Below are 19,295 nucleotides of genomic sequence, written 5' to 3' on the forward strand. Positions count from 1 at the left end.
GGCACGGTTACTGCTAACTATTAATTACAAACAACTTTTCAGCTGCATTTTGTTTGTATTTCTCTCTTGTCTACGTGCTGAGCCTTGGGGTGAACAAAAGTTCACCCCTTTTTTTTGTGTCAAATTCTTCGATTAGTTCTGTTAGCATAGCCATACTATTCATCGGCAAATATTCTCTGAATTCTATGCATCAGCGCACTATTGAAGACCTTCAACAAGATCATGATTTTGTCACGGTTAACCCACATGCTGAAAAGCGTACCCGATATGTACTTTTTCTCACCATCGTTACGATGGTTGCAGAAATTATCGCCGGTACAGTATTTGGCTCTATGGCCCTGCTTGCTGATGGCTGGCATATGGCAACTCATGTCGTCGCCTTCCTGATTACTTTATTTGCTTATTCTTATGCAGCAAAAAATAAAGCCAATGCGGCATTTGCTTTTGGTACAGGAAAGGTAAGTGTTCTGGGCGGTTTTGCCAGTGCGATTGCATTAGGCGTTGTGGCTTTAATGATGTTACTTGAGTCAGTTGAGCGTCTGGTTAACCCACATCAGATCGAATTCAGTGCCGCTGTCATTGTTGCTGTCATTGGCCTTGTTGTTAATCTGGTTAGTGCTCTGTTATTAAAAGATAACCATACGCACAGTCATGGGCATAGTCATTCACATCATGATCACAATTTAAAAGCAGCTTATATGCATGTATTAGCTGATGCCTTGACCTCCATTCTTGCCATCATCGCCCTCATTGGTGCGATGTACCTTGGTTGGCTATGGTTAGATGCCACGATGGGTATTATCGGTGCAGCCATTATTAGCATCTGGGCTATTGGCTTAATACGAGAAACCAGCCCAATCTTACTCGATGGCAGTATTGATAAGACCTATAGCCAAGCTATCCAGAACCGTATTGAAAGTGATGCTGATAATCGTATCGTTGATTTTCATATATGGCATGTCAGTGCAAACCACTTTGCTGCCATCATTTCTATCGTGACATCCGATCCTAAATCCACCCATCATTACAAGTCATTACTCAGCGAATTTGATCGTCTTTCTCATATCACTATCGAAGTCAATCAATGTCACGATAAGTTATGTGACCATTAAAAATTGATTTATAATGAATTTTTAAAGAAAACCTCCAGCTTCGCTGAATATTCTAAATAGGCGGTACGAATACTGCATTAAGCTACCCATAATCAATTAAAGCCACCTGAGAGATATGGATATGCTGAATATTGACATCAGCGACTTTCTTCAAAAACATCAATTACCTGATAGTTATCAAACTCTTGCACGAGACTGGTATCTGCCCATAATAGAAGAAATAGCTTCGCACCAAAATGATGCAAAAAGAACAATTACTGTTGGTATTAATGGTGCACAGGGATCAGGGAAAAGTACACTAGCGCAGCTGGCTGTTTATATTCTCACTCACCATTATTCCTTGAGTGTTGTCTCTCTATCATTAGATGATTTCTATTTTACACAGCAGGAACGAACACAACTGGGTCAGGGTATTCATCCTCTTCTAGCTACACGAGGCGTGCCAGGAACGCATGATATAACGCTTGCCAGAAGAACTATTACTCAGATCATCCATCAGCAATTTCCAGTGAGCATCCCACGTTTCAATAAAGCAGAAGATGATCGCTTCCCTGTTGAGTCTGCAGAAGTCATTAATCATCCTGTTGATGTGATCGTACTTGAAGGATGGTGCTTAGGTGCAGAAGCGCAACATGAGTCATCACTTATTCACCCTATCAATGATCTGGAAGAAATTGAAGACAAAGACCAGGCATGGCGTCGCTATGTTAATGAGCAATTAGCACGTTTTTATCCAAAACTATTTGAGCTGATTGATATCTGGATCATGCTGAAAGCCCCATCATTTGATTGTGTTTATCAATGGCGCTTGGAGCAGGAAAACAAATTAAAGCTAAGCTTGTCAGAGAGTGATAAGCAAACACAGATCATGGATGAAAAAGCGGTCGGACGCTTTATTAAATTTTATCAACGTATTACCGAAAATACCCTCAACACGCTGCCTAACAAAGTGAACTATCTATTTGAACTCGATGAAAACCGTCAGATAACAAAATTAACGACACCTGCTAGATCCGCTCTGAAGATTAACTCGCCTTGCCAATGGTTAGTGTTTACCGATATGGACGGTAGTTTATTGGATCATCACAACTATCATTTTGATGAAGCCATTCCAACCTTAACAGCGCTTGAACAAAATCATATTCCCGTCATTCCCGTGACCAGTAAAACCGCTGCTGAAGTTGAATTAATCAGAGACAGTTTGACTAACCAGCATCCGTTTATCATTGAAAACGGCGCAGCAGTTTATATTCCGGAAGGTTACTTTGAAAAACAACCGGAAGGGACTGAGAAACGAGGCAAGTACTGGGTGAAAAGTTTTGTCCAGCCGCGCAGCTACTGGCAGTCGCTCATTAATCAGCTTCGACCTCAATATCAACATGAATTTGTTACCTTTGCTGATGCAGGCATCGACGGCATTATTGCTATGACCGGTCTGAATGTGCACGCAGCGGCTTGTGCAGCCAGACGAGAGTTTGGCGAACCTATCTCCTGGCATGGCAACGGCAATCTCAAACAACAGTTTATTGCTGAGCTCTCCGCATTAGGTGCCAATGTCCTTGAAGGTGGTCGTTTTATTCATGTATCTGGGCAATGTGATAAGGGACAGGCACTAAAATGGTTAACAAATATTTATCAGGAAGCGATGCCTGAACAAGTTATACAAACCTTAGCGATAGGTGATAGCCAAAATGACAAAGCCATGCTTGAACAAGCGGATCATGCCTTAGTCATCCGTTCACCTGTGCATGGGCTACCTGATATCGACAGAACACATAATTTAACTGTGTCCACATTTTTTGGTCCTAAAGGTTGGGCTGAAGGCGTCACTCAAATCATCGATGCAAAGCTGCATTCCGATTCATTTAACTTACCCCGAGGCAATCATGGCTGATTTTCACCAGAATGGGATTATTACCACACTTCATAATCTAACCAATCGTCACTTAGCTGATTTAGAAAGTGATCTAGTACAGTTCAGCAAACAGAGACCGATGGGATTACTCCTGCCCTCTCTTTTTTCAGAGCTTGAAGGCGACGCCTTACCGCAAATTATTCAACAGTTAAAAACCGTCCCCTATTTATCTGAAATAGTCATTGGACTGGACCGTGCTGATGCTGATCAATATCGACATGCAATTCAGTTCTTTTCTACATTACCGCAACACCATCGCATTTTATGGAATGATGGCCCCAGACTCACTGCCATAGATGAAGAGCTACAGTCATTAGGGCTGGCACCGAAAGAAAAAGGCAAAGGTCGTAATGTCTGGTATTGCATGGGTTACATCATTGCTTCAGGTAAAACTGAATCTATTGCCCTGCATGATTGTGACATCGTGACTTACACCAGTGATTTACTGGCACGATTGATCTATCCAGTTGCTAACCCAATGTTTAATTATGAATTTTGTAAAGGCTATTATGCCCGTGTTGCCAGTGGAAAACTTAATGGCCGTGTAAACCGTTTATTGGTCACCCCGCTCATACGCGCATTAAAAATGGTCGTTGGCAACCAACCTTATCTTGAATATATGGATAGCTTTCGCTACCCATTAGCAGGCGAATTCTCTTTCAGACGTGATGTCTTATCTGATATTCGTATTCCCAGCGACTGGGGTCTGGAAATTGGTGTGTTATCGGAAATGCATCGTAACTATGCCAATAACAGACTGTGTCAGGTCGATGTTGCCCAAGTTTATGATCATAAACATCAGGAATTATCACCGGATGATCAACAGGCTGGCTTATCAAAAATGTCGATTGATATCGCCAAATCGCTATTCAGAAAATTAGCAACAAAAGGCACTGTTTTCACGCCGGAATCATTCCGAACACTGAAAGCCACCTATTATCGAATCGCTCTCGACTTTGTGGAAACCTACCATAATGATGCTGTGATGAATGGACTGCACTTTGATATTCATCAGGAAGAAGAGTCGGTGGAAATGTTTGCTAAAAATATTATGGATGCAGGCCAGATGTTCCTGGAAAATCCGATGGAAGTCCCCTTTACCCCGAGTTGGAGCCGGGTTCAAAGTGCACTTCCAGATATTTTTGAAAGAATATATGAGGCTGTTGAAGCCGATTATCAGGAATTTTCTGCATAAGGAACACCGAAAATGACACCTAGTGATGAGCAACTACAACAATTACAAGAGACAGTTCTCCATCATCTCACCGCTATTTATGCTGAAACTTCTCCTGAGTTATCGCTGGACACATTACGCGATGACATCATCAACATTATGCGCTTGAATCAGGACTACAAAGAAAGTTTTCCGCACCGAAATAACTGGGATCAAAACGACATTATCCTGATTACCTACGGTAATAGTGTTAAAAAAGAAGGTGAAGCACCTTTAAAAACACTACACCGTTTCCTGAATAAAGAAGTCAGTGGCTACATCAATGGTGTGCATATTTTGCCATTTTTCCCCTACTGTTCTGATGATGGCTTTGCTGTCATGGACTATTACGAAGTCAATAAAGCCTTAGGAGACTGGCAAGATATTGAAGCTATCGCCAATGATTACCGTTTGATGGCGGATCTTGTCATCAATCATGGCTCCAGCAGTGGTACCTGGTTTAAGAATTTTATTAAAGGGGATGGACCAGGCCATGATTATTTTTATACCACAGCACCTTCTACTCCGATAAGTCAGGTCGTCAGACCAAGAACCAGTCCCTTATTACGTGAAACAGAAACACATGATGGGACAAAATATGTCTGGTGTACCTTCAGTCATACTCAAGTGGACTTTGATTTTCGTAATCCTGTGGTCCTAAAGGAATTTATAAACATAGTCCGTTTTTATCTGGATAAAGGCGTTCATATTTTCCGACTGGATGCCGTCGCTTTTTTATGGAAAAAGATCGGTACTAACTGTCTTAATTTGCCAGAAACCCATGAAGTCGTCCGTTTAATGCGAAGTTTAATTCAGCATGCCGATCCGGATGCAGTCATCATTACTGAAACCAATATCCCTAACCGGGAAAACCTGAGTTATTTTGGTAACGCCAACGAAGCACACTGCATCTATAATTTTTCATTGCCACCATTACTGGTGAATACCCTTGTCACCGGTGATTGTTTTTATTTAAAACAATGGTTAATGAGTATGCCGCCAGCGCAACACGGTACAGCCTACTTCAACTTTATTGCGTCCCATGACGGTATTGGCCTTAGACCTGCTGAAGGATTACTCAGCGAAGCCGAAATTGCCTCTTTAATCAGTACTATGCAGCAATTTGGCGGACGTATATCCTGGCGTGAAGGTGAGAACGGCGTAAAAAAACCTTATGAAATCAATATTTCATTGTTTGATGCTCTGCAAGGCACAACTTCCGGCAAAGATGAGTGGAATATAGACCGTTTTATTTGTGCACATGCCATCATGTTGGCATTAGAAGGTATTCCCGGCATTTATATTCATAGTTTACTTGCCACCAGTAATGATATTGATAAGTTAGAACAAACTGAACAAAACCGTTCTATCAATCGTCATGAATGGGATGAAGAAGCTTTGATGACAGAATTGAGTACACCAAGCTCCCAGCATGCTCAGGTATCTGGTTTACTAAAAAAGCTGATTCATTTGAGAAAACAGCAACGGGCTTTTCATCCTAATGCCACTCAGTTTACACTTCACCTTGGCGAAAAACTGTTCGGTTTCTGGCGACAAAGTATGGACAGAAGACAAAGCATCTTCTGCATCTATAATATTACGGATACTGAGCAACCGCTTCGTATAGCTAACTTAAACTTAGTTGTCACAGATCGATGGTGGGATCTGATTAGCGGTGTTATTCTTGATGGTTCATCTGACGTTATTACAGTTGCACCATACCAAGTGCTATGGATTACAAATGGCTGAGGTATTGTCATCAGACTTTCATACCTATCAGCTAAGCTATATAAAAAATAAGGAACAATGAATGCAACCAGTTAAAAAAATACGCAAATGCCTATTCCCTGTAGCAGGTTATGGCACACGATTCCTGCCAGCAACCAAGGCTATGCCAAAAGAAATGCTTCCTGTCGTCAATAAACCATTGATTCAATATGGTGTTGAGGAAGCTATTGAAGCAGGTATCAACCAAGTTGGATTTATTACGGGCCGAGGCAAACGTGCTATAGCAGATCATTTTGATACCAGCTACGAATTAGAGCATCAGATTCTTGGTACAAGTAAAGAAAAACATCTCGAAGATATCCGTGCGGTCATGGATACCTGTGACTTTATCTTCATGAGACAGCGTGAAATGTTAGGTCTTGGTCACGCTATTCTGACAGGACAACCGATCATTGGTGATGAACCATTCGCTGTTATTCTGGCTGATGATCTTTGTGCCCGAACTGATGAAAACGTATCAAAGCGTGCCTTAGGTCAGTTAGTTGAATTATATGAAAAATATAATTGCAGCGTGATTGCTATTGAAGAAGTCCCTGGTGACAATATCAGCAGTTATGGTGTGATATCCGGCCGTGAAATCGAAGACGGTGTTTATGAAGTTGACGATATGGTGGAAAAACCAAAACCAGAAGATGCCCCAAGTCATTTGGGTATCATCGGACGCTATGTATTAACACCCGATATTTTCGAATACATTGAACAAACAGCGCCAGGCGCCAACGGTGAAGTCCAAATCACTGATGCTATCCGCACTTTAGCAAAAGAAAAACGTGTATTGGCACTGAAATTTAAAGGTCACCGTTTTGACTGCGGTAGTATCGACGGCTTTGTTGAAGCAACCAATTATTACTATCAGCGTGACCACGTAAAAAAATAAACCGTATTTGAGTTCGAAAAAAAGCCGGCTATATAGCCGGCTTTTTTATATCGTTTTACGGTGGCCTTTGGGCTTCCATGCAGGGGCAATTACATTCGGCATGGTAGATTTCTGTAATAGCCTGGCTGGTGCCAGAGTAAGCTCACCATAACGGTAATTCACTTTATCTACCGTCTCATTAAGATGTTCTCTGTGCAGATTAGGCTGTTCAAATAAATCCAGTTGTTTCCCTTGCCGGGGCGATATTGCTGTCACCTGTACTTGCCAAACACCTTGCCCTGACCAGTAAAAATCAACAAAGGCTTTGCATAGCTGATAAATAACTTGTCCATCATCCGTATAGACACCCGCATGTGCTTTTGTTTTAAGCCAACCCCTCTCCGTTTTTAAGCCGATAAAATAACACTCGGCCTGATAACAAAAACAACGCATCCTGACCGCTACTTTTTCTGCCATATGCTGTAAGTATGTCAGGATGATATTTTTTTGAGCCGTTTTAGGTGGCAAAACTTTTCCATGCCCAATTGTCTTGGGTGCTTTCACATTAAAATTTAAAGGTTCCGGATCCAGGCCCTGCGCCATTAACCATATTCGCCGACCTAGATGACCAAAGCGTTTCGACAGTAAACTTATTGGCATTTTTTTCATTTCACCACAACGCTCTACACCGTAATGTTTAAGAAAGCGGCCAATACCTTTATTAATTCCACTCAGCGCTGTCACCGCTTCTGGTGCCAGCACTTCAGCAGCTAATTCTGGATGAATCACTTTCAACCCGTCAGGTTTAGACTTTTTAGCAGCGAATTTCGCTGTAGTTTTATCTCCACTAATTCCTACGGAGCAACGTAAACCAGACGTTTGCCAGACTCTTTTTTTAATTAAATATCCAATGTCTGTCGCCCCACGATATAAGCTTTGGCAACGACTTAAATCCAGAAAAGCTTCATCCACACTAAATACTTCCACATCAGGCGTAATATCGATGAGCCCTTCCATAATCCGGGTTGATAACTCAGCATAACGATAAGGACGTGAAGGCGCCTGAATCAGGCCAGGACATAACTGCCTTGCTTGTTTCAAACGCATACCAGTGTGCACACCAAATGATCTGGCTTCGTATGAGCAGGTAATAATGGTCGTTCCCTGCTGGCCATTAGTCACCGCGACCGGTTTCTGAAACCAATTCCGGTTATCCATTTGCTCAACCTGAGCAAAAAAACAATCCATATCAATTAAGGCAATCATCCTTGACCACGGTGCAGATGAATCCGAATCCATTAATTAAGGATACGTTCGCAACTGCCCAACCACCACGCCTTGTACCCGTACCCGGCTGGCAGGCAATGTTACAGGCTCATAATTCACATTGGCAGGCATTAATGTCACTGTGCCATCATTGTTGATCAATAATGTTTTCAAGGTCGCATCAAAGCCATCAACTAATGCCACAACAATATCGCCATGACGAGCAGTCGGCTGTGATTGCACAACCACATAGTCACCCGACATAATGGCCTTATCAATCATTGAGTCACCGTTGACCTTCAGGACAAAACGGCCTTTACCGGTAAACATATCGCTTAAATCAATTTCGGACTCATCAGCGACAGCTTCAACTAAACGGCCAGCAGCAATTTTTCCCTTTACTGGCAAAGTGACGGCTGCCAGCGGAACAGGTTCAGCTTGTTCAGTTAAATGCAAGCCTCGTGTTCTTCCGACATGCCTCTCCAAAAGTCCGGCATCAACTAATGCCTGAATATAGCGATGGGTGGTGCCCTGAGACTTAATCCCTAAGCCTTTGGCAATCTCAGAAACTAACGGTGAACGTCCCTGTTCATCAATGTAATGGCGAATAAAATCCAAAGTATCTTGTTCACGTTCAGTCAGCATCATCTCTTCCTTTTAGAGAAAATATTGAGAAGAGAAAATATAGAGAATTTATTCCTTTTGAGCAAGCATTATTTTTATGAATTTCCTCATGAACAGGAAGTACTTATATCTTTGTTATTAAAGGAGTAAATTTAAGCAAAAACTAGACTTAATGCGGTTTTTCAGCGATAATTGTTGCCTTTTCAAGCCTTTCATCATCGAAGGCTTACCTCTCATGACTCAGTCAAAATCAAAATAAATAAGCTCTACGCCTGTCACGCATGCGTATGTATGAGTCATAGCTCAGTTTGGTTTATAAAGGGATTCTATGTTTAATCTGTTACTAAAACGTCCACAGAACATAAAAAATGATGTGCTGTCTGGGCTTACTGTTGCGTTAGCACTGGTGCCAGAAGCCGTTGCTTTTGCTTTTGTCGCTGGTGTTGAACCTTTAGTCGGATTATATGCCGCTTTTCTCGTCGGATTAATCACCGCCGCTATTGGTGGCCGTCCTGGCATGATTTCAGGAGCGACAGGTGCTTTAGCTGTTGTGATGGTGGCTTTGGTTGCACAACATGGCGTTGAATATTTATTTGCTACCGTGATTTTAATGGGCGTTTTACAAATTCTGGCAGGTGTATTCCGGCTGGGGAAATTTATTCGTATCGTGCCACTACCGGTCATGCTCGGGTTTGTAAATGGACTGGCCATGGTGATTTTTCTGGCCCAGCTTAAATCCTTTAAAGTCACAGGTGAAAATGGCGAAGAACAATGGCTGTCCGGTGGGCCGTTATGGTGGATGTTAGGTCTGGTCGCGTTAACCATGGCGATCAGCTACTTTTTACCGAAATTGACCAAAGCCTTCCCATCATCTTTAGCCGCTATTATTGTTGTCACCCTAGTGGCGATTGGTGTACATCTTGATATTCGTACAGTAGGTGATATTGCCTCTATTGCTGGCGGCTTTCCTGAATTCAGTATTCCAATGGTACCTTTCAATCTCGATACCTTACTGATTATTGCTCCCTACTCATTTATCCTGGCATTTATTGGTCTAACAGAATCTCTGCTGACCTTAACGCTGATTGACGAAATCACAGAAACCACCGGTCGCCCTAATAAAGAATGTATTGGCCAGGGTGTGGCTAACACCGTAACAGGCTTTTTTGGTGGTATGGGCGGTTGCGCCATGATTGGTCAAAGTATGATCAATATTAACTCGGGTGGCCGTGGTAGATTATCCGGTATCTCAGCAGCGTTGTTTTTACTGTGCTTTATTTTATTTGCATCACCACTAATTGAAATCATCCCTATTGCTGCTTTAACCGGGGTCATGTTTATGGTGGTATTAGGCACTTTTGAGTGGGCCAGCTTCCGTTTACTTGGGCGTATCCCACTACCTGATGCCATTATCGGTATTTCCGTCGCCGTGATTACCGTCTTTACTGATCTGGCTATCGCGGTAATTACTGGCATTATCATGTCGGCGCTGGTGTTTGCATGGCAACACGCGAAACATATTTATCTGAAAAGTTATAAAAATGAACAAGGCTCTATCGTTCATGAATTGAATGGGCCATTATTTTTCAGCTCGATTCGCAACTTTAATGAGTTATTTGATCCGAAAAATGATGATGCTGACGATATCATTCTTGATTTCAAAAACTCACGCGTTTATGACCATTCAGCAATTGAAGCTATTGACTCCCTGGCCGATCGTTATATCAAAGCGGGTAAAACGCTGCATTTACGCCATTTAAGTGAAGAGTGTAAGCAACTGCTCAACAATGCAGCTGATCTTATTGAAGTCAATGTAATGGAAGATCCGCACTATCATATTGCTGATGATAAGCTGGCATAAAAGCCAAATAACTGCTATCTTAAGCCCATAATAATAAGTTAAATTTTGTATAACCCATTGAACTACGAGAAAAAAGATGTTAAAAAAAATTGATAAACTGCTGATAGAAAAATTTCCACATATTATTCTTGGCTTTACTGTTTTTTGGCTGTCACTGATTGCTTTCGGCCTATATAACCACTAAGCCAACCAGCAGTAACATTAAAAAGCCAGTCCATGACTGGCTTTTTTTATGCTCAGAACTATTTCCATTCGACAAGTTGTTCATTTTTGATCTAGGTCAATGCCCAATATCTCGGGTAGGTCAATAATAATCTCATGCTGTTTAAACAGCATAACATTCTCAGTGAGGAGATTATTATGGAAAAAATTGAACACTATATTCATGACAACTTTGCCGCATTAATCTGCGTGATGTCTGTTGGCTGGTTAGTACTTGTTGCCTATGGCTTTATCATGTCTTAACGCAATTACGGTATCAATAGCTCAAAACTCGCCCGGGCAATACACTGACCATTCAATAAACATTCAATCTCATGTGTGCCCGGGTAATATTTTCTAGTCGATATCTTCTGTAAAGTATGTCTTTTTTGTATCTGAAGATATTCAGCTTCTGCTAAACGCATATTTTTCCACTTAAAGACTTTTTCCCGGCTTGTTTTTCCACTAGCACCAACAAAACGTATTCTATAATCTAATACAGCGTGTTGAACCTGTTTACTAAGCATTTCAAGTTCTAACACCAGTGTTTGACCAAGTAATAATTGTGAGTGGGAAAGACGAAATTGCACTTGCTCAATGCTAACCGACTGGCTAAAGCCTAATAGCGGATACACATCAGCTATTCCTTGTTTGACCAAACTCCTTAAAGCATGACGAATCACCCAAGAAGTATTCTCAGAAGCATTTTTTTGCCACTCAGAACAGACATCAATAACCATTTGAGGATGGTCTTTACTGATATCGTTAATGTTATTAGCAACTGAGCGTCTGACATACAGACTCGGGTCATTTTTTAACTTATCAAGAAGCGGCCATATCAGTGCTGGATCATGACGTAGCTCAGTCAACTGCTGTGCCCAGGGTAAGCGAGGCCGGATTCCTTCAGAGGCTAATCGCCTTACATGTTCATCATCATGCTCAGCCCATACCAGCATTTGCTGATAGGTTTCATCAAAGTAAGCCTTCAGAAAAAAACGAATAGCGAACTCCCCCGTAAATAATGGAGTGAGTTTTTCAAGCGCAGCAAAAGAAATATTTCGATGCTCCAGACCGTATAAAGCAACATAGTCAATTAATGGCCAGGCTAAATAATGTGCCCAGCCAGAAAACTGTTCTTCTCTTAGGTATTCAGCCGCCTGTAACAGAATAGCAATCGCATCAACATAATCATCAGGCAGGTAGACATGCAAACTCCTAGCAAGGTAGTCTGCACGTGCCTTGAGCTCTAGCTCATCCAGTTTCAGTAATACTGTCTCAATAAACTCAGTCACAGCAAAATCTGGCCATACTGAGTGAATCAGTGAACCAAGTTCATTAACTGCTGAGATATTAAGTTTATTTTTGAGTTGTTCAGCCATAAAAAAAGCCGCGATGAAATCGCGGCTTTTATCATACGATATTCTGTCTTAGCTTAGGCAGTTTTTTTACGTCTGCGCATTGCTGTGAAACCCATCAGACCAGAACCAAACAACCATAATGCAGCAGGTACTGGCACTTCGCTAACTGGTGGGCAGTATGTACCATCAACAGTTAATGATGCCCAGAATACATCTTCTTTTATTTTATCAAATACGGCTGTAAAGCTAATGCCAGCAAGAACTTCATCAAATAAGTTTGAACTTAACTCAAATACATCAACACCGCCATCTAACTTACCAATGTATGTCAGATATGGAAAATGATTATCCAGTGTCCATAAGCCATCAGAGAACCATGAACCGTTGGCATTTGATTTAACTGATAATGTAGCCGAGGTGATTTTTAGGGTAGGCTCATTGATAGCATCAAAATCCATGTAAGCTTCTGAGGTTTTTCCAAAACCGAAAAAACCATAGTCATCGTAGTTAGTTACTTCAGCATCTAAAGTAGTTGAATAAGCTTGGGGATTGTCACATGTTGAACCACTATCGCCACAACCACCATGATGATGACCACCATGATAAAACGTTGCTGAAGCAACACTTGAAAAACCTAATAACATAGCAGCTACTAACATAGCCGATTTATAAAATTTCATAGAATTATCCTTATTTACTATGCAACCCGGCCATCTTAAAAAGATCCGTGGCTTTCCGTCACATGGCTCACACCAAAGTTGGCTTAAAATTCAATATGCAATCACTACCTGCACAATACATATTAATGATTGATAATTAGCTGAACAATTGTACTTTGGTACTAAATAGTAAATTAATCAGCTATCTACAGACTTTTTTATCAAATACCACCCTTAATATTTGATAAAAACATGGGAATATCTCCCAGTCAGATGCATTGTATTATCTTAGTTTCCATCAGAACAATTGTACCTTGGTACTAATTCTAATTTTTTTAACGTTTTTTTGTAAAAACGGCTATCGATTCAACATGTGTGGTGTGTGGAAACATATCCATAATACCGGCCGCTTCCATAATATAACCATGTTGGTTAACCAGCTCACCAGCATCACGTGCCAATGTCGCCGGATTACAGGACACATACACCAAACGCTCAGCACCTAATGCAGCAAGTTGATGCAAGACTTCAAACGCCCCACTTCTTGGTGGGTCCAATAGGATTTTATTAAAGCCTTTTTTAGCCCATGGGTAATCTTTCAATTCTGTTTGTGTCAGATCCGCTTGTTCGAATTCAGCATTCTTTAATGCATTAAGCGCAGCATTATTTTTAGCATGCTGAACAAGCGCCGCGTCACCTTCAACGCCAACTACTTCTGTCACTCGTTTAGCTAAAGGCAAAGTAAAGTTACCTAGGCCACAGAACAAATCAAGAATCCGATCTCCTTGCTGAACATCCAGCAGAGTCATTGCCCGTTGAATCATTTTTTCATTAATACCGGCATTTACCTGAGTAAAGTCACTCGGTTCAAACTGTAATTTTAAACCCGCTTCCGGAGCGTAACTCAGCTGTGCTGACTCAGGCCATAATAAGGATATGGTATCAGGGCCACCAGGCTGTTGATAAATCCATAAATTATTTTCCTGACCAAAACCAATCAGTGCCTTTTTATCGGCATCAGATAAGGCATCCAGATTACGAAACACCAGTGCAACGTTTTCATCATCCATTGCCACTTCAATCTGAGCGATGCGATTGTAGGCTTCCAACCCGCCAATTAGTGAGGCTAAATCTGTTAAACGATGACCCACACGTGGATCTAAGACTTCGCATTGCTCAAGCATGGCAATATATGGAGAGGACTTTTCTCTAAAGCCCACCAGCACCTGTTCTTTTTTCGCTACATACTTAACACCGAGGCGCGCTTTACGACGATATCCCCATAATGGCCCTGTCAATGGCTCTAACCATTGCTCAGGAGTGAGATTGCCAAAGTGGGCAAAGTGTTCAGCCAATGTGGCTTGTTTATGAACTAACTGGGCTTCGGGTGACATATGCATCAGGCTGCAGCCGCCACAAATACTAAAATGCTGACATTTTGCTTCGACCCGGTCATCAGCAGCAGACAATACTTCTATGGTGCGCGCTTCATCATATTTTTTATGAACTCGACTATATTGAAAGTTCACTTTTTCTCCGGCTAACGCGCCATCCACAAAAACAGTTTTACCTTCAATGCGAGCAATGCCTCTACCATCGTGTGATAAAGATTCAATCTCTGCTGTAACGGGTTCTTGCGGTATTCTTTGTCTGCGGCTGCGTCTTGCCATGGTTTATCTCTTATCTCTGAAAAATAAAAAATCCAGTGATGTTTTCACACCACTGGATGTCGTTATTATAATCAATCTGGAGGATTTATTTCTGTTTCCAGCTGCCACCTTGTTGATACCACCAGCCTTTTGCGGCATTACTTATCCAGCGCTGTGCAAAGGTTTGCTGGATATCATTCTGCCATTCCGGATGACCATTTGCTCTGGCGATTTCAGCATAAAGTGCTTTACGATCATTATTTTCGGCGGCAATCAGACTATTCAGCTGATTACGATCTTTTAATGGCACAGACTTGGCATCACGTAGCGCAATAAAACCATCATCGGTTAACCCTATCGCGCCACTATCATAGAAAGATTTCAGGCTTTCAAAACGTGTTTTCATGCTCGACTGTAATGCATTAATTGCCGGTGTATTAATATTGATATCAGCACTTGCTGCTTCGGCTTGCGGTACTATCCAATTCAATACAGACATAGCAAGTGGCATTCTGGCATCGGATGCTGATGATTGTTTATCCTGCTTCTCAGGTTGAGAAGTATCTGCAGGTTGTGTTTCTGGGCCCCACACATCTTCAATAATCCTGTCCGCGGCTTTCTCAGCCGCCGCTGCTGGAAAATAGATATTAATGGTGACACACGAGACCAACATTAGTCCCGACACCGTGCCAGTTAACCATTTTATGATTTGCATAATCTCTCCTTACTCAATTATCGGTCCAGAACTATTTTGTACCGCTTTGATACGTTCTAATAAATCTGCCCAGTCCACTCTACGCGTATAGCCGATGACATCAATCCACGGTGGTAAACCGCCACCACCTTTTACAATATAGTAACCCTGATCAGTATCTTCGATGCCAGCCATTTCGCAAACATCATTCCGTAAATGACAAGAAAGCCCTAAACGTTTATAAGAGAAGTCGTCAAAAAAGCGTAAAAAACTTCTCGAAATCATGCCTGACGCCCCACCGCCCACCTGCGTTAAATTATCCACGGCGCGTTGACTGATGATGCGTTTACCCGGATTATCTTCAGAGGTCGCCAACTTGGCATCAAATTGTACAGGCTGCCAGTTAGACAAGCGTAAGTTATATATTTCTCCGGAAACACGTCCGGTAATCTTTCCAACATCAAACGTTTTTGTTATCAATGCTAAGTCTAAATCCTTCATATCAATATTGGCATACAGTTGTGGTAATACACCTAAAGGATCGGTTAAACGTAAATCACGAATGACTGTTGTGCCATCAAAAACTTTGACCTGTAATGCACCATCAATAGTGAGTTTATGAGACTGATAACGTACATGAGGAATCACGCCAGATAACTTACCGTGCATTATTGGCCAACCCAGTGCCTGCGTTAAACTTTCCATAGATATCGGTAACAATAAACCATCAAATGACCAGGTTATCTGTTTATCTTCTTGTTGTTGCAAACTCAATTGATTAATTTGAAGTTCACCATCCAAAACAGGAATGCTGGTTTCCTTAACTAATTTAAAGCCGTTTTTAACGGTTTGCGTATGCAACTGACCAGCACCAATATCGATGGAATAAAGCTTAGCTTGCTGCCAGGATAAATAGCCATCTAAAGGCGCTTCGCTATTGGTCCAAACCAATTCACCATTCATGTTCTCAGCGTTATAACGTTGCTGACTATCTACAACACTCACATTATTCAATGTGGCTTTAAGTTGATGCTGCATATCAGACCAACTGATCGATGATGAGACCTGACCAGATAACTGTAAATCAGCAGCGGCAGTGCCCACCATGAAAGGTTTCACCCATGTCGAATAAAACGACGATAGTGTTTTTACAGTAACATTCGCTTCAACCTTGCTTGGCACGTTATCTATTACTTCAGCAATAGCCTCTACATTGAACTGTTCTGACTGATTTAACTTAATATCCGCTAAAGTCCAGTGATTTGAGTCTGCTTCATACTTACCATCAACACTTAACTCAATGGCAGAAGTAGATAAATCGACAAAGACAGGATCACTATAAACCTGACCTGCCATCAATGAAGATGAAGCAATAAAGTCCCAAGTATTATCGGTATTATGTAAGGAGATTTCTCCCTGCGTTGTTACATTCTCAGCCACCTGACTTGCCGTCGTATTACTAAAACCCAAGTCAGTGAATTGCCATTTTGCAGTAGCGGAGACTATTCCCTGTTTGTTTCCATCAATACGTGCTTGCAGAGATATTTGCCCTTGAGGCTGCCAGTCATTTACAGCATTGACGTATTGTTTATCCAAGAATTGAGGTAACCATTTCTGTAGTGCTGACAAGGGAATATTCTGAGCATCAATATCTGTGTCCCAATGCAGTTGATCAAGACTAATATCAAGGTTTACCGTACCGCCATCCAGTCTCAGATTTTGTAGCTGGATATCATATTGTTCGTCTTCAGTATTGGCATCAATTTTGAACTGAATACGCTGCTGACCTAACTCAGGCTGAGAAAACTGTAAGGTACCTGAATGACAACGAAATGCATCGGTTAACCAAGCGGCCTTTTCACACTCAAATGTCACATTGCGTAATTGATTTAGTGGTGCAGCTAAGCTGATTTGAGCCGCCTGGCCTGAGAGTTTCAGACCATCAGAGCTAAATTGGACATAAGTTTTCAGCTCTTTTGCATCAAATTTTTCTGCCCAGCTATGTTCAATATCAATTTGAATAGCTTGGATAGCCAATACGGGCAGAGACCATATACATAGCCATAGAAAAACTGACTTTAGCGTCAGATATTTCATTATCAGGCAGGAAAAACGCCTGTTGAAATGTAACGATCACCACGGTCACAGACAATACTGACAATCACAGCATTTTCTACCTGCTCAGAGACTTTCATTGCTGCAGCTAAGGCCCCACCGGATGACACACCAGCAAAAATACCTTCCTCAGCGGCCAGTCGTCGCATCATGGTTTCCGCCTCATCCTGTGTCACATCTAATGTCATATCAATGCGTTCTGGTTCGAAAATCTCAGGTAAATACGCCTCGGGCCAACGACGAATTCCTGGAATACTCGCACCTTCAGCCGGCTGCACACCAACAACCTGAATCTCAGGGTTTTGTTCTTTTAAATACCGCGATGTGCCCATAATCGTACCGGTAGTGCCCATTGAGCTGACAAAATGGGTAATTTCACCTGCTGTATCAGTCCAAATTTCGGGCCCCGTTGTTTCATAATGAGCCAGTGGATTATCAAAGTTACCAAACTGATTCAGTACCTTGCCTTTGCCTTCTTTCTGCATCTGTAAGGCTAAATCTCTGGCAGACTCCATACCCTCGGTCAAAATAAGTTCGGCACCATAAGCTTTCATGGAAGCACGACGCTCGGCGCTACTATTTTCCGGCATAATCAGAATCATCCGATAACCTAATATAGCCGTCACCATCGCCAGTGCAATACCGGTATTGCCACTGGTCGCTTCAATTAAAGTATCACCAGGAGTGATATCACCACGTAGCTGAGCTTGCTGAATCATACTTGCCACAGGCCGATCTTTGACTGACCCTGCAGGATTGTTACCTTCCAGTTTCACCAGAATAGTATTACTCGACTTGCCGGGAATACGCTGTAATCTGACTAACGGTGTATGGCCGATAAAGGCTTCAATGGTCGGGTAAGATTTCATCAATTTGCTTCCATTAACACAACATAAGCAATCGCATACTCATGATCATCACTCAGGCTTAACATGGCCTTATCTATCTGCATTTTCTGTTTCAGTTCAAGTCCCACTTTCTCAAACTGTAATTCTGGCTTGCCAAGTGAATTATTTTTGACACTGATATGACGCAGGCTTAAACCATCACGAAAACCTGTTCCCATCGCTTTAGCTGCCGCTTCTTTTGCTGCAAAACGTTTTGCTAAAAAATTAGCCGGTTTAAGTTGTAATCTGAACTCGCTGAACTCAGTATCACTAAGTATTCTTTCAGCAAATTTATCACCATGTTTATCGAGTAAGGCCTGCATTCGGGGAATATGAACCAGATCTGTGCCAATGCCGATAATCATCCCCGGCGCGCGTCCTGCATCAACTGCTTCATCTCGCGAACGGCCGCCTGAAAACCAGTAAAAACAGAACGAGCCACTATGGCATGACCGATATTTAATTCCACCAGTTCAGGTATGGCCGCGATTTTCTGTGTATTGTGGTAATGCAGACCATGCCCTGCATTGACCTGTAACCCTCTTTTATGCGCTTGTTTTGCTGCTTCCGCAATAATGGCTAACTCTTGCTCTGCTTCTGCATCCGTCTCAGCTTCGGCATAACGGCCCGTGTGCAGTTCTACGATAGGTACACCACAGGCAACAGCAGCTTCGATTTGACTTAAATCAGGATCGATAAATAAAGAAACACGCACATTTGCAGCGGCTAAACGCTGACATGCTTCCTGCATACGAGATAATTGTCCCGCAACATCCAAGCCACCTTCGGTAGTCAGCTCTTCACGTTTTTCAGGCACCAGGCAGCAATCTGCAGGGCGATATTTTTCAGCCATTGCCAGCATTTCTTCAGTGACTGCCATTTCCAGGTTCATTTTTGTCTGCAGGATATCACTTAACATGGCGACATCACGTTTCTGAATGTGTCGACGATCTTCACGCAAATGCAATGTGATGCTGTCTGCACCAGCTTGCTCTGCTTCAATTGCTGCCTGTATCGGATCAGGATAACGTGTGCCACGAGCCTGACGAAGTGTTGCAATATGATCGATGTTGACACCTAGATAAATAGACATGAAT

General features: G+C 42.1%; 16 protein-coding genes and 1 riboswitch. Of the genes, 6 read left to right on the forward strand and 10 right to left on the reverse strand.

Translation table 11 applies throughout. From position 1 onward, the window contains the following. The first annotated feature begins 185 nt into the window (after positions 1-185). The 5 genes from dmeF (at position 186) to galU (ending at position 6,905) form a co-directional block, all read left to right on the forward strand. On the forward strand, positions 186-1,112 hold the full coding sequence (gene dmeF, locus BM232_RS01465) for a CDF family Co(II)/Ni(II) efflux transporter DmeF (RefSeq protein ID WP_091711428.1): 927 nt from the start codon (positions 186-188) through the stop codon (positions 1,110-1,112). A gap of 121 nt (positions 1,113-1,233) precedes the next feature. Next, entirely contained in the window at positions 1,234-3,006 is a 1,773-nt protein-coding gene (locus tag BM232_RS01470) for an HAD-IIB family hydrolase (RefSeq protein ID WP_245752790.1), read from the forward strand. Then, positions 2,999-4,222 (forward strand): glycosyltransferase family protein, encoded by a 1,224-nt coding sequence (locus BM232_RS01475; protein WP_091711430.1) that lies wholly within the window; start codon positions 2,999-3,001, stop codon positions 4,220-4,222. The genes BM232_RS01470 and BM232_RS01475 overlap by 8 nt, the downstream gene beginning before the upstream one ends. A gap of 12 nt (positions 4,223-4,234) precedes the next feature. Next, on the forward strand, positions 4,235-5,989 hold the full coding sequence (locus tag BM232_RS01480) for a sugar phosphorylase (RefSeq protein WP_091711431.1): 1,755 nt from the start codon (positions 4,235-4,237) through the stop codon (positions 5,987-5,989). Positions 5,990-6,050: 61 nt separating this feature from the next. Beyond that, on the forward strand, positions 6,051-6,905 hold the full coding sequence (galU, locus tag BM232_RS01485; protein WP_091711432.1) for a UTP--glucose-1-phosphate uridylyltransferase GalU: 855 nt from the start codon (positions 6,051-6,053) through the stop codon (positions 6,903-6,905). Positions 6,906-6,950: 45 nt separating this feature from the next. Here galU and BM232_RS01490 read toward each other — a convergent pair whose 3' ends face one another. Next, on the reverse strand, positions 6,951-8,183 hold the full coding sequence (locus BM232_RS01490; protein ID WP_091711433.1) for a DNA polymerase Y family protein: 1,233 nt from the start codon (positions 8,181-8,183) through the stop codon (positions 6,951-6,953). 3 nt (positions 8,184-8,186) lie between these two features. Continuing rightward, entirely contained in the window at positions 8,187-8,798 is a 612-nt protein-coding gene (gene lexA / locus BM232_RS01495) for a transcriptional repressor LexA (RefSeq protein WP_245752791.1), read from the reverse strand. A gap of 304 nt (positions 8,799-9,102) precedes the next feature. On the opposite strand from lexA, the gene BM232_RS01500 reads away from it, so the two are divergent. Then, on the forward strand, positions 9,103-10,635 hold the full coding sequence (locus BM232_RS01500; protein ID WP_091711435.1) for a SulP family inorganic anion transporter: 1,533 nt from the start codon (positions 9,103-9,105) through the stop codon (positions 10,633-10,635). 470 nt (positions 10,636-11,105) lie between these two features. Here BM232_RS01500 and BM232_RS01505 read toward each other — a convergent pair whose 3' ends face one another. From BM232_RS01505 to pdxJ, 8 genes are all read right to left on the reverse strand, one after another. Next, a complete protein-coding gene (locus BM232_RS01505; RefSeq protein ID WP_091711436.1) occupies positions 11,106-12,215 on the reverse strand; it encodes a DNA alkylation repair protein in 1,110 nt (369 codons plus the stop codon). Between the two features lie 53 nt (positions 12,216-12,268). Further along, complete coding sequence (locus BM232_RS15020) at positions 12,269-12,874, reverse strand: VPLPA-CTERM sorting domain-containing protein (protein ID WP_091711437.1); 606 nt, start codon at positions 12,872-12,874, stop codon at positions 12,269-12,271. Positions 12,875-12,891: 17 nt separating this feature from the next. After that, positions 12,892-12,967, reverse strand: a riboswitch (cyclic di-GMP riboswitch). Between the two features lie 221 nt (positions 12,968-13,188). Then, the gene (gene rlmD, locus BM232_RS01515) at positions 13,189-14,523 is read right to left on the reverse strand and encodes a 23S rRNA (uracil(1939)-C(5))-methyltransferase RlmD (protein WP_091711438.1); all 1,335 of its coding nucleotides are present in this window, start codon (positions 14,521-14,523) and stop codon (positions 13,189-13,191) included. An 85-nt stretch (positions 14,524-14,608) separates the two neighbouring features. Beyond that, a complete protein-coding gene (locus tag BM232_RS01520) occupies positions 14,609-15,217 on the reverse strand; it encodes a YdbL family probable chaperone protein (protein ID WP_091711439.1) in 609 nt (202 codons plus the stop codon). Between the two features lie 9 nt (positions 15,218-15,226). Beyond that, positions 15,227-17,233, reverse strand: coding sequence for a translocation/assembly module TamB domain-containing protein (locus BM232_RS01525; RefSeq protein ID WP_143092245.1), 2,007 nt, complete (start codon positions 17,231-17,233; stop codon positions 15,227-15,229). 62 nt (positions 17,234-17,295) lie between these two features. Further along, positions 17,296-18,180, reverse strand: coding sequence for a cysteine synthase CysM (gene cysM, locus BM232_RS01530; protein WP_091711441.1), 885 nt, complete (start codon positions 18,178-18,180; stop codon positions 17,296-17,298). Further along, a complete protein-coding gene (acpS, locus tag BM232_RS01535) occupies positions 18,180-18,563 on the reverse strand; it encodes a holo-ACP synthase (protein ID WP_091711442.1) in 384 nt (127 codons plus the stop codon). Before acpS ends, cysM begins: the two co-directional genes overlap by 1 nt. Further along, positions 18,560-19,291 (reverse strand): pyridoxine 5'-phosphate synthase, encoded by a 732-nt coding sequence (gene pdxJ / locus BM232_RS01540; protein WP_091711443.1) that lies wholly within the window; start codon positions 19,289-19,291, stop codon positions 18,560-18,562. The genes acpS and pdxJ overlap by 4 nt, the downstream gene beginning before the upstream one ends. Positions 19,292-19,295 lie beyond the last annotated feature (4 nt).

This window comes from Methylophaga sulfidovorans, assembly GCF_900114205.1.
GTDB classification, from domain to species: domain Bacteria; phylum Pseudomonadota; class Gammaproteobacteria; order Nitrosococcales; family Methylophagaceae; genus Methylophaga; species Methylophaga sulfidovorans.

Coding starts and splice junctions, on each gene's coding strand:
- dmeF (WP_091711428.1), top strand. CDS start 186: ATGCATCAGCGCACTATTGAAGACCTTCAACAAGATCATGATTTTGTC.
- BM232_RS01470 (WP_245752790.1), top strand. CDS start 1,234: ATGCTGAATATTGACATCAGCGACTTTCTTCAAAAACATCAATTACCT.
- BM232_RS01475 (WP_091711430.1), top strand. CDS start 2,999: ATGGCTGATTTTCACCAGAATGGGATTATTACCACACTTCATAATCTA.
- BM232_RS01480 (WP_091711431.1), top strand. CDS start 4,235: ATGACACCTAGTGATGAGCAACTACAACAATTACAAGAGACAGTTCTC.
- galU (WP_091711432.1), top strand. CDS start 6,051: ATGCAACCAGTTAAAAAAATACGCAAATGCCTATTCCCTGTAGCAGGT.
- BM232_RS01490 (WP_091711433.1), bottom strand. CDS start 8,183: ATGGATTCGGATTCATCTGCACCGTGGTCAAGGATGATTGCCTTAATT.
- lexA (WP_245752791.1), bottom strand. CDS start 8,798: ATGATGCTGACTGAACGTGAACAAGATACTTTGGATTTTATTCGCCAT.
- BM232_RS01500 (WP_091711435.1), top strand. CDS start 9,103: ATGTTTAATCTGTTACTAAAACGTCCACAGAACATAAAAAATGATGTG.
- BM232_RS01505 (WP_091711436.1), bottom strand. CDS start 12,215: ATGGCTGAACAACTCAAAAATAAACTTAATATCTCAGCAGTTAATGAA.
- BM232_RS15020 (WP_091711437.1), bottom strand. CDS start 12,874: ATGAAATTTTATAAATCGGCTATGTTAGTAGCTGCTATGTTATTAGGT.
- rlmD (WP_091711438.1), bottom strand. CDS start 14,523: ATGGCAAGACGCAGCCGCAGACAAAGAATACCGCAAGAACCCGTTACA.
- BM232_RS01520 (WP_091711439.1), bottom strand. CDS start 15,217: ATGCAAATCATAAAATGGTTAACTGGCACGGTGTCGGGACTAATGTTG.
- cysM (WP_091711441.1), bottom strand. CDS start 18,180: ATGAAATCTTACCCGACCATTGAAGCCTTTATCGGCCATACACCGTTA.
- acpS (WP_091711442.1), bottom strand. CDS start 18,563: ATGATTATCGGCATTGGCACAGATCTGGTTCATATTCCCCGAATGCAG.
- pdxJ (WP_091711443.1), bottom strand. CDS start 19,291: ATGTCTATTTATCTAGGTGTCAACATCGATCATATTGCAACACTTCGT.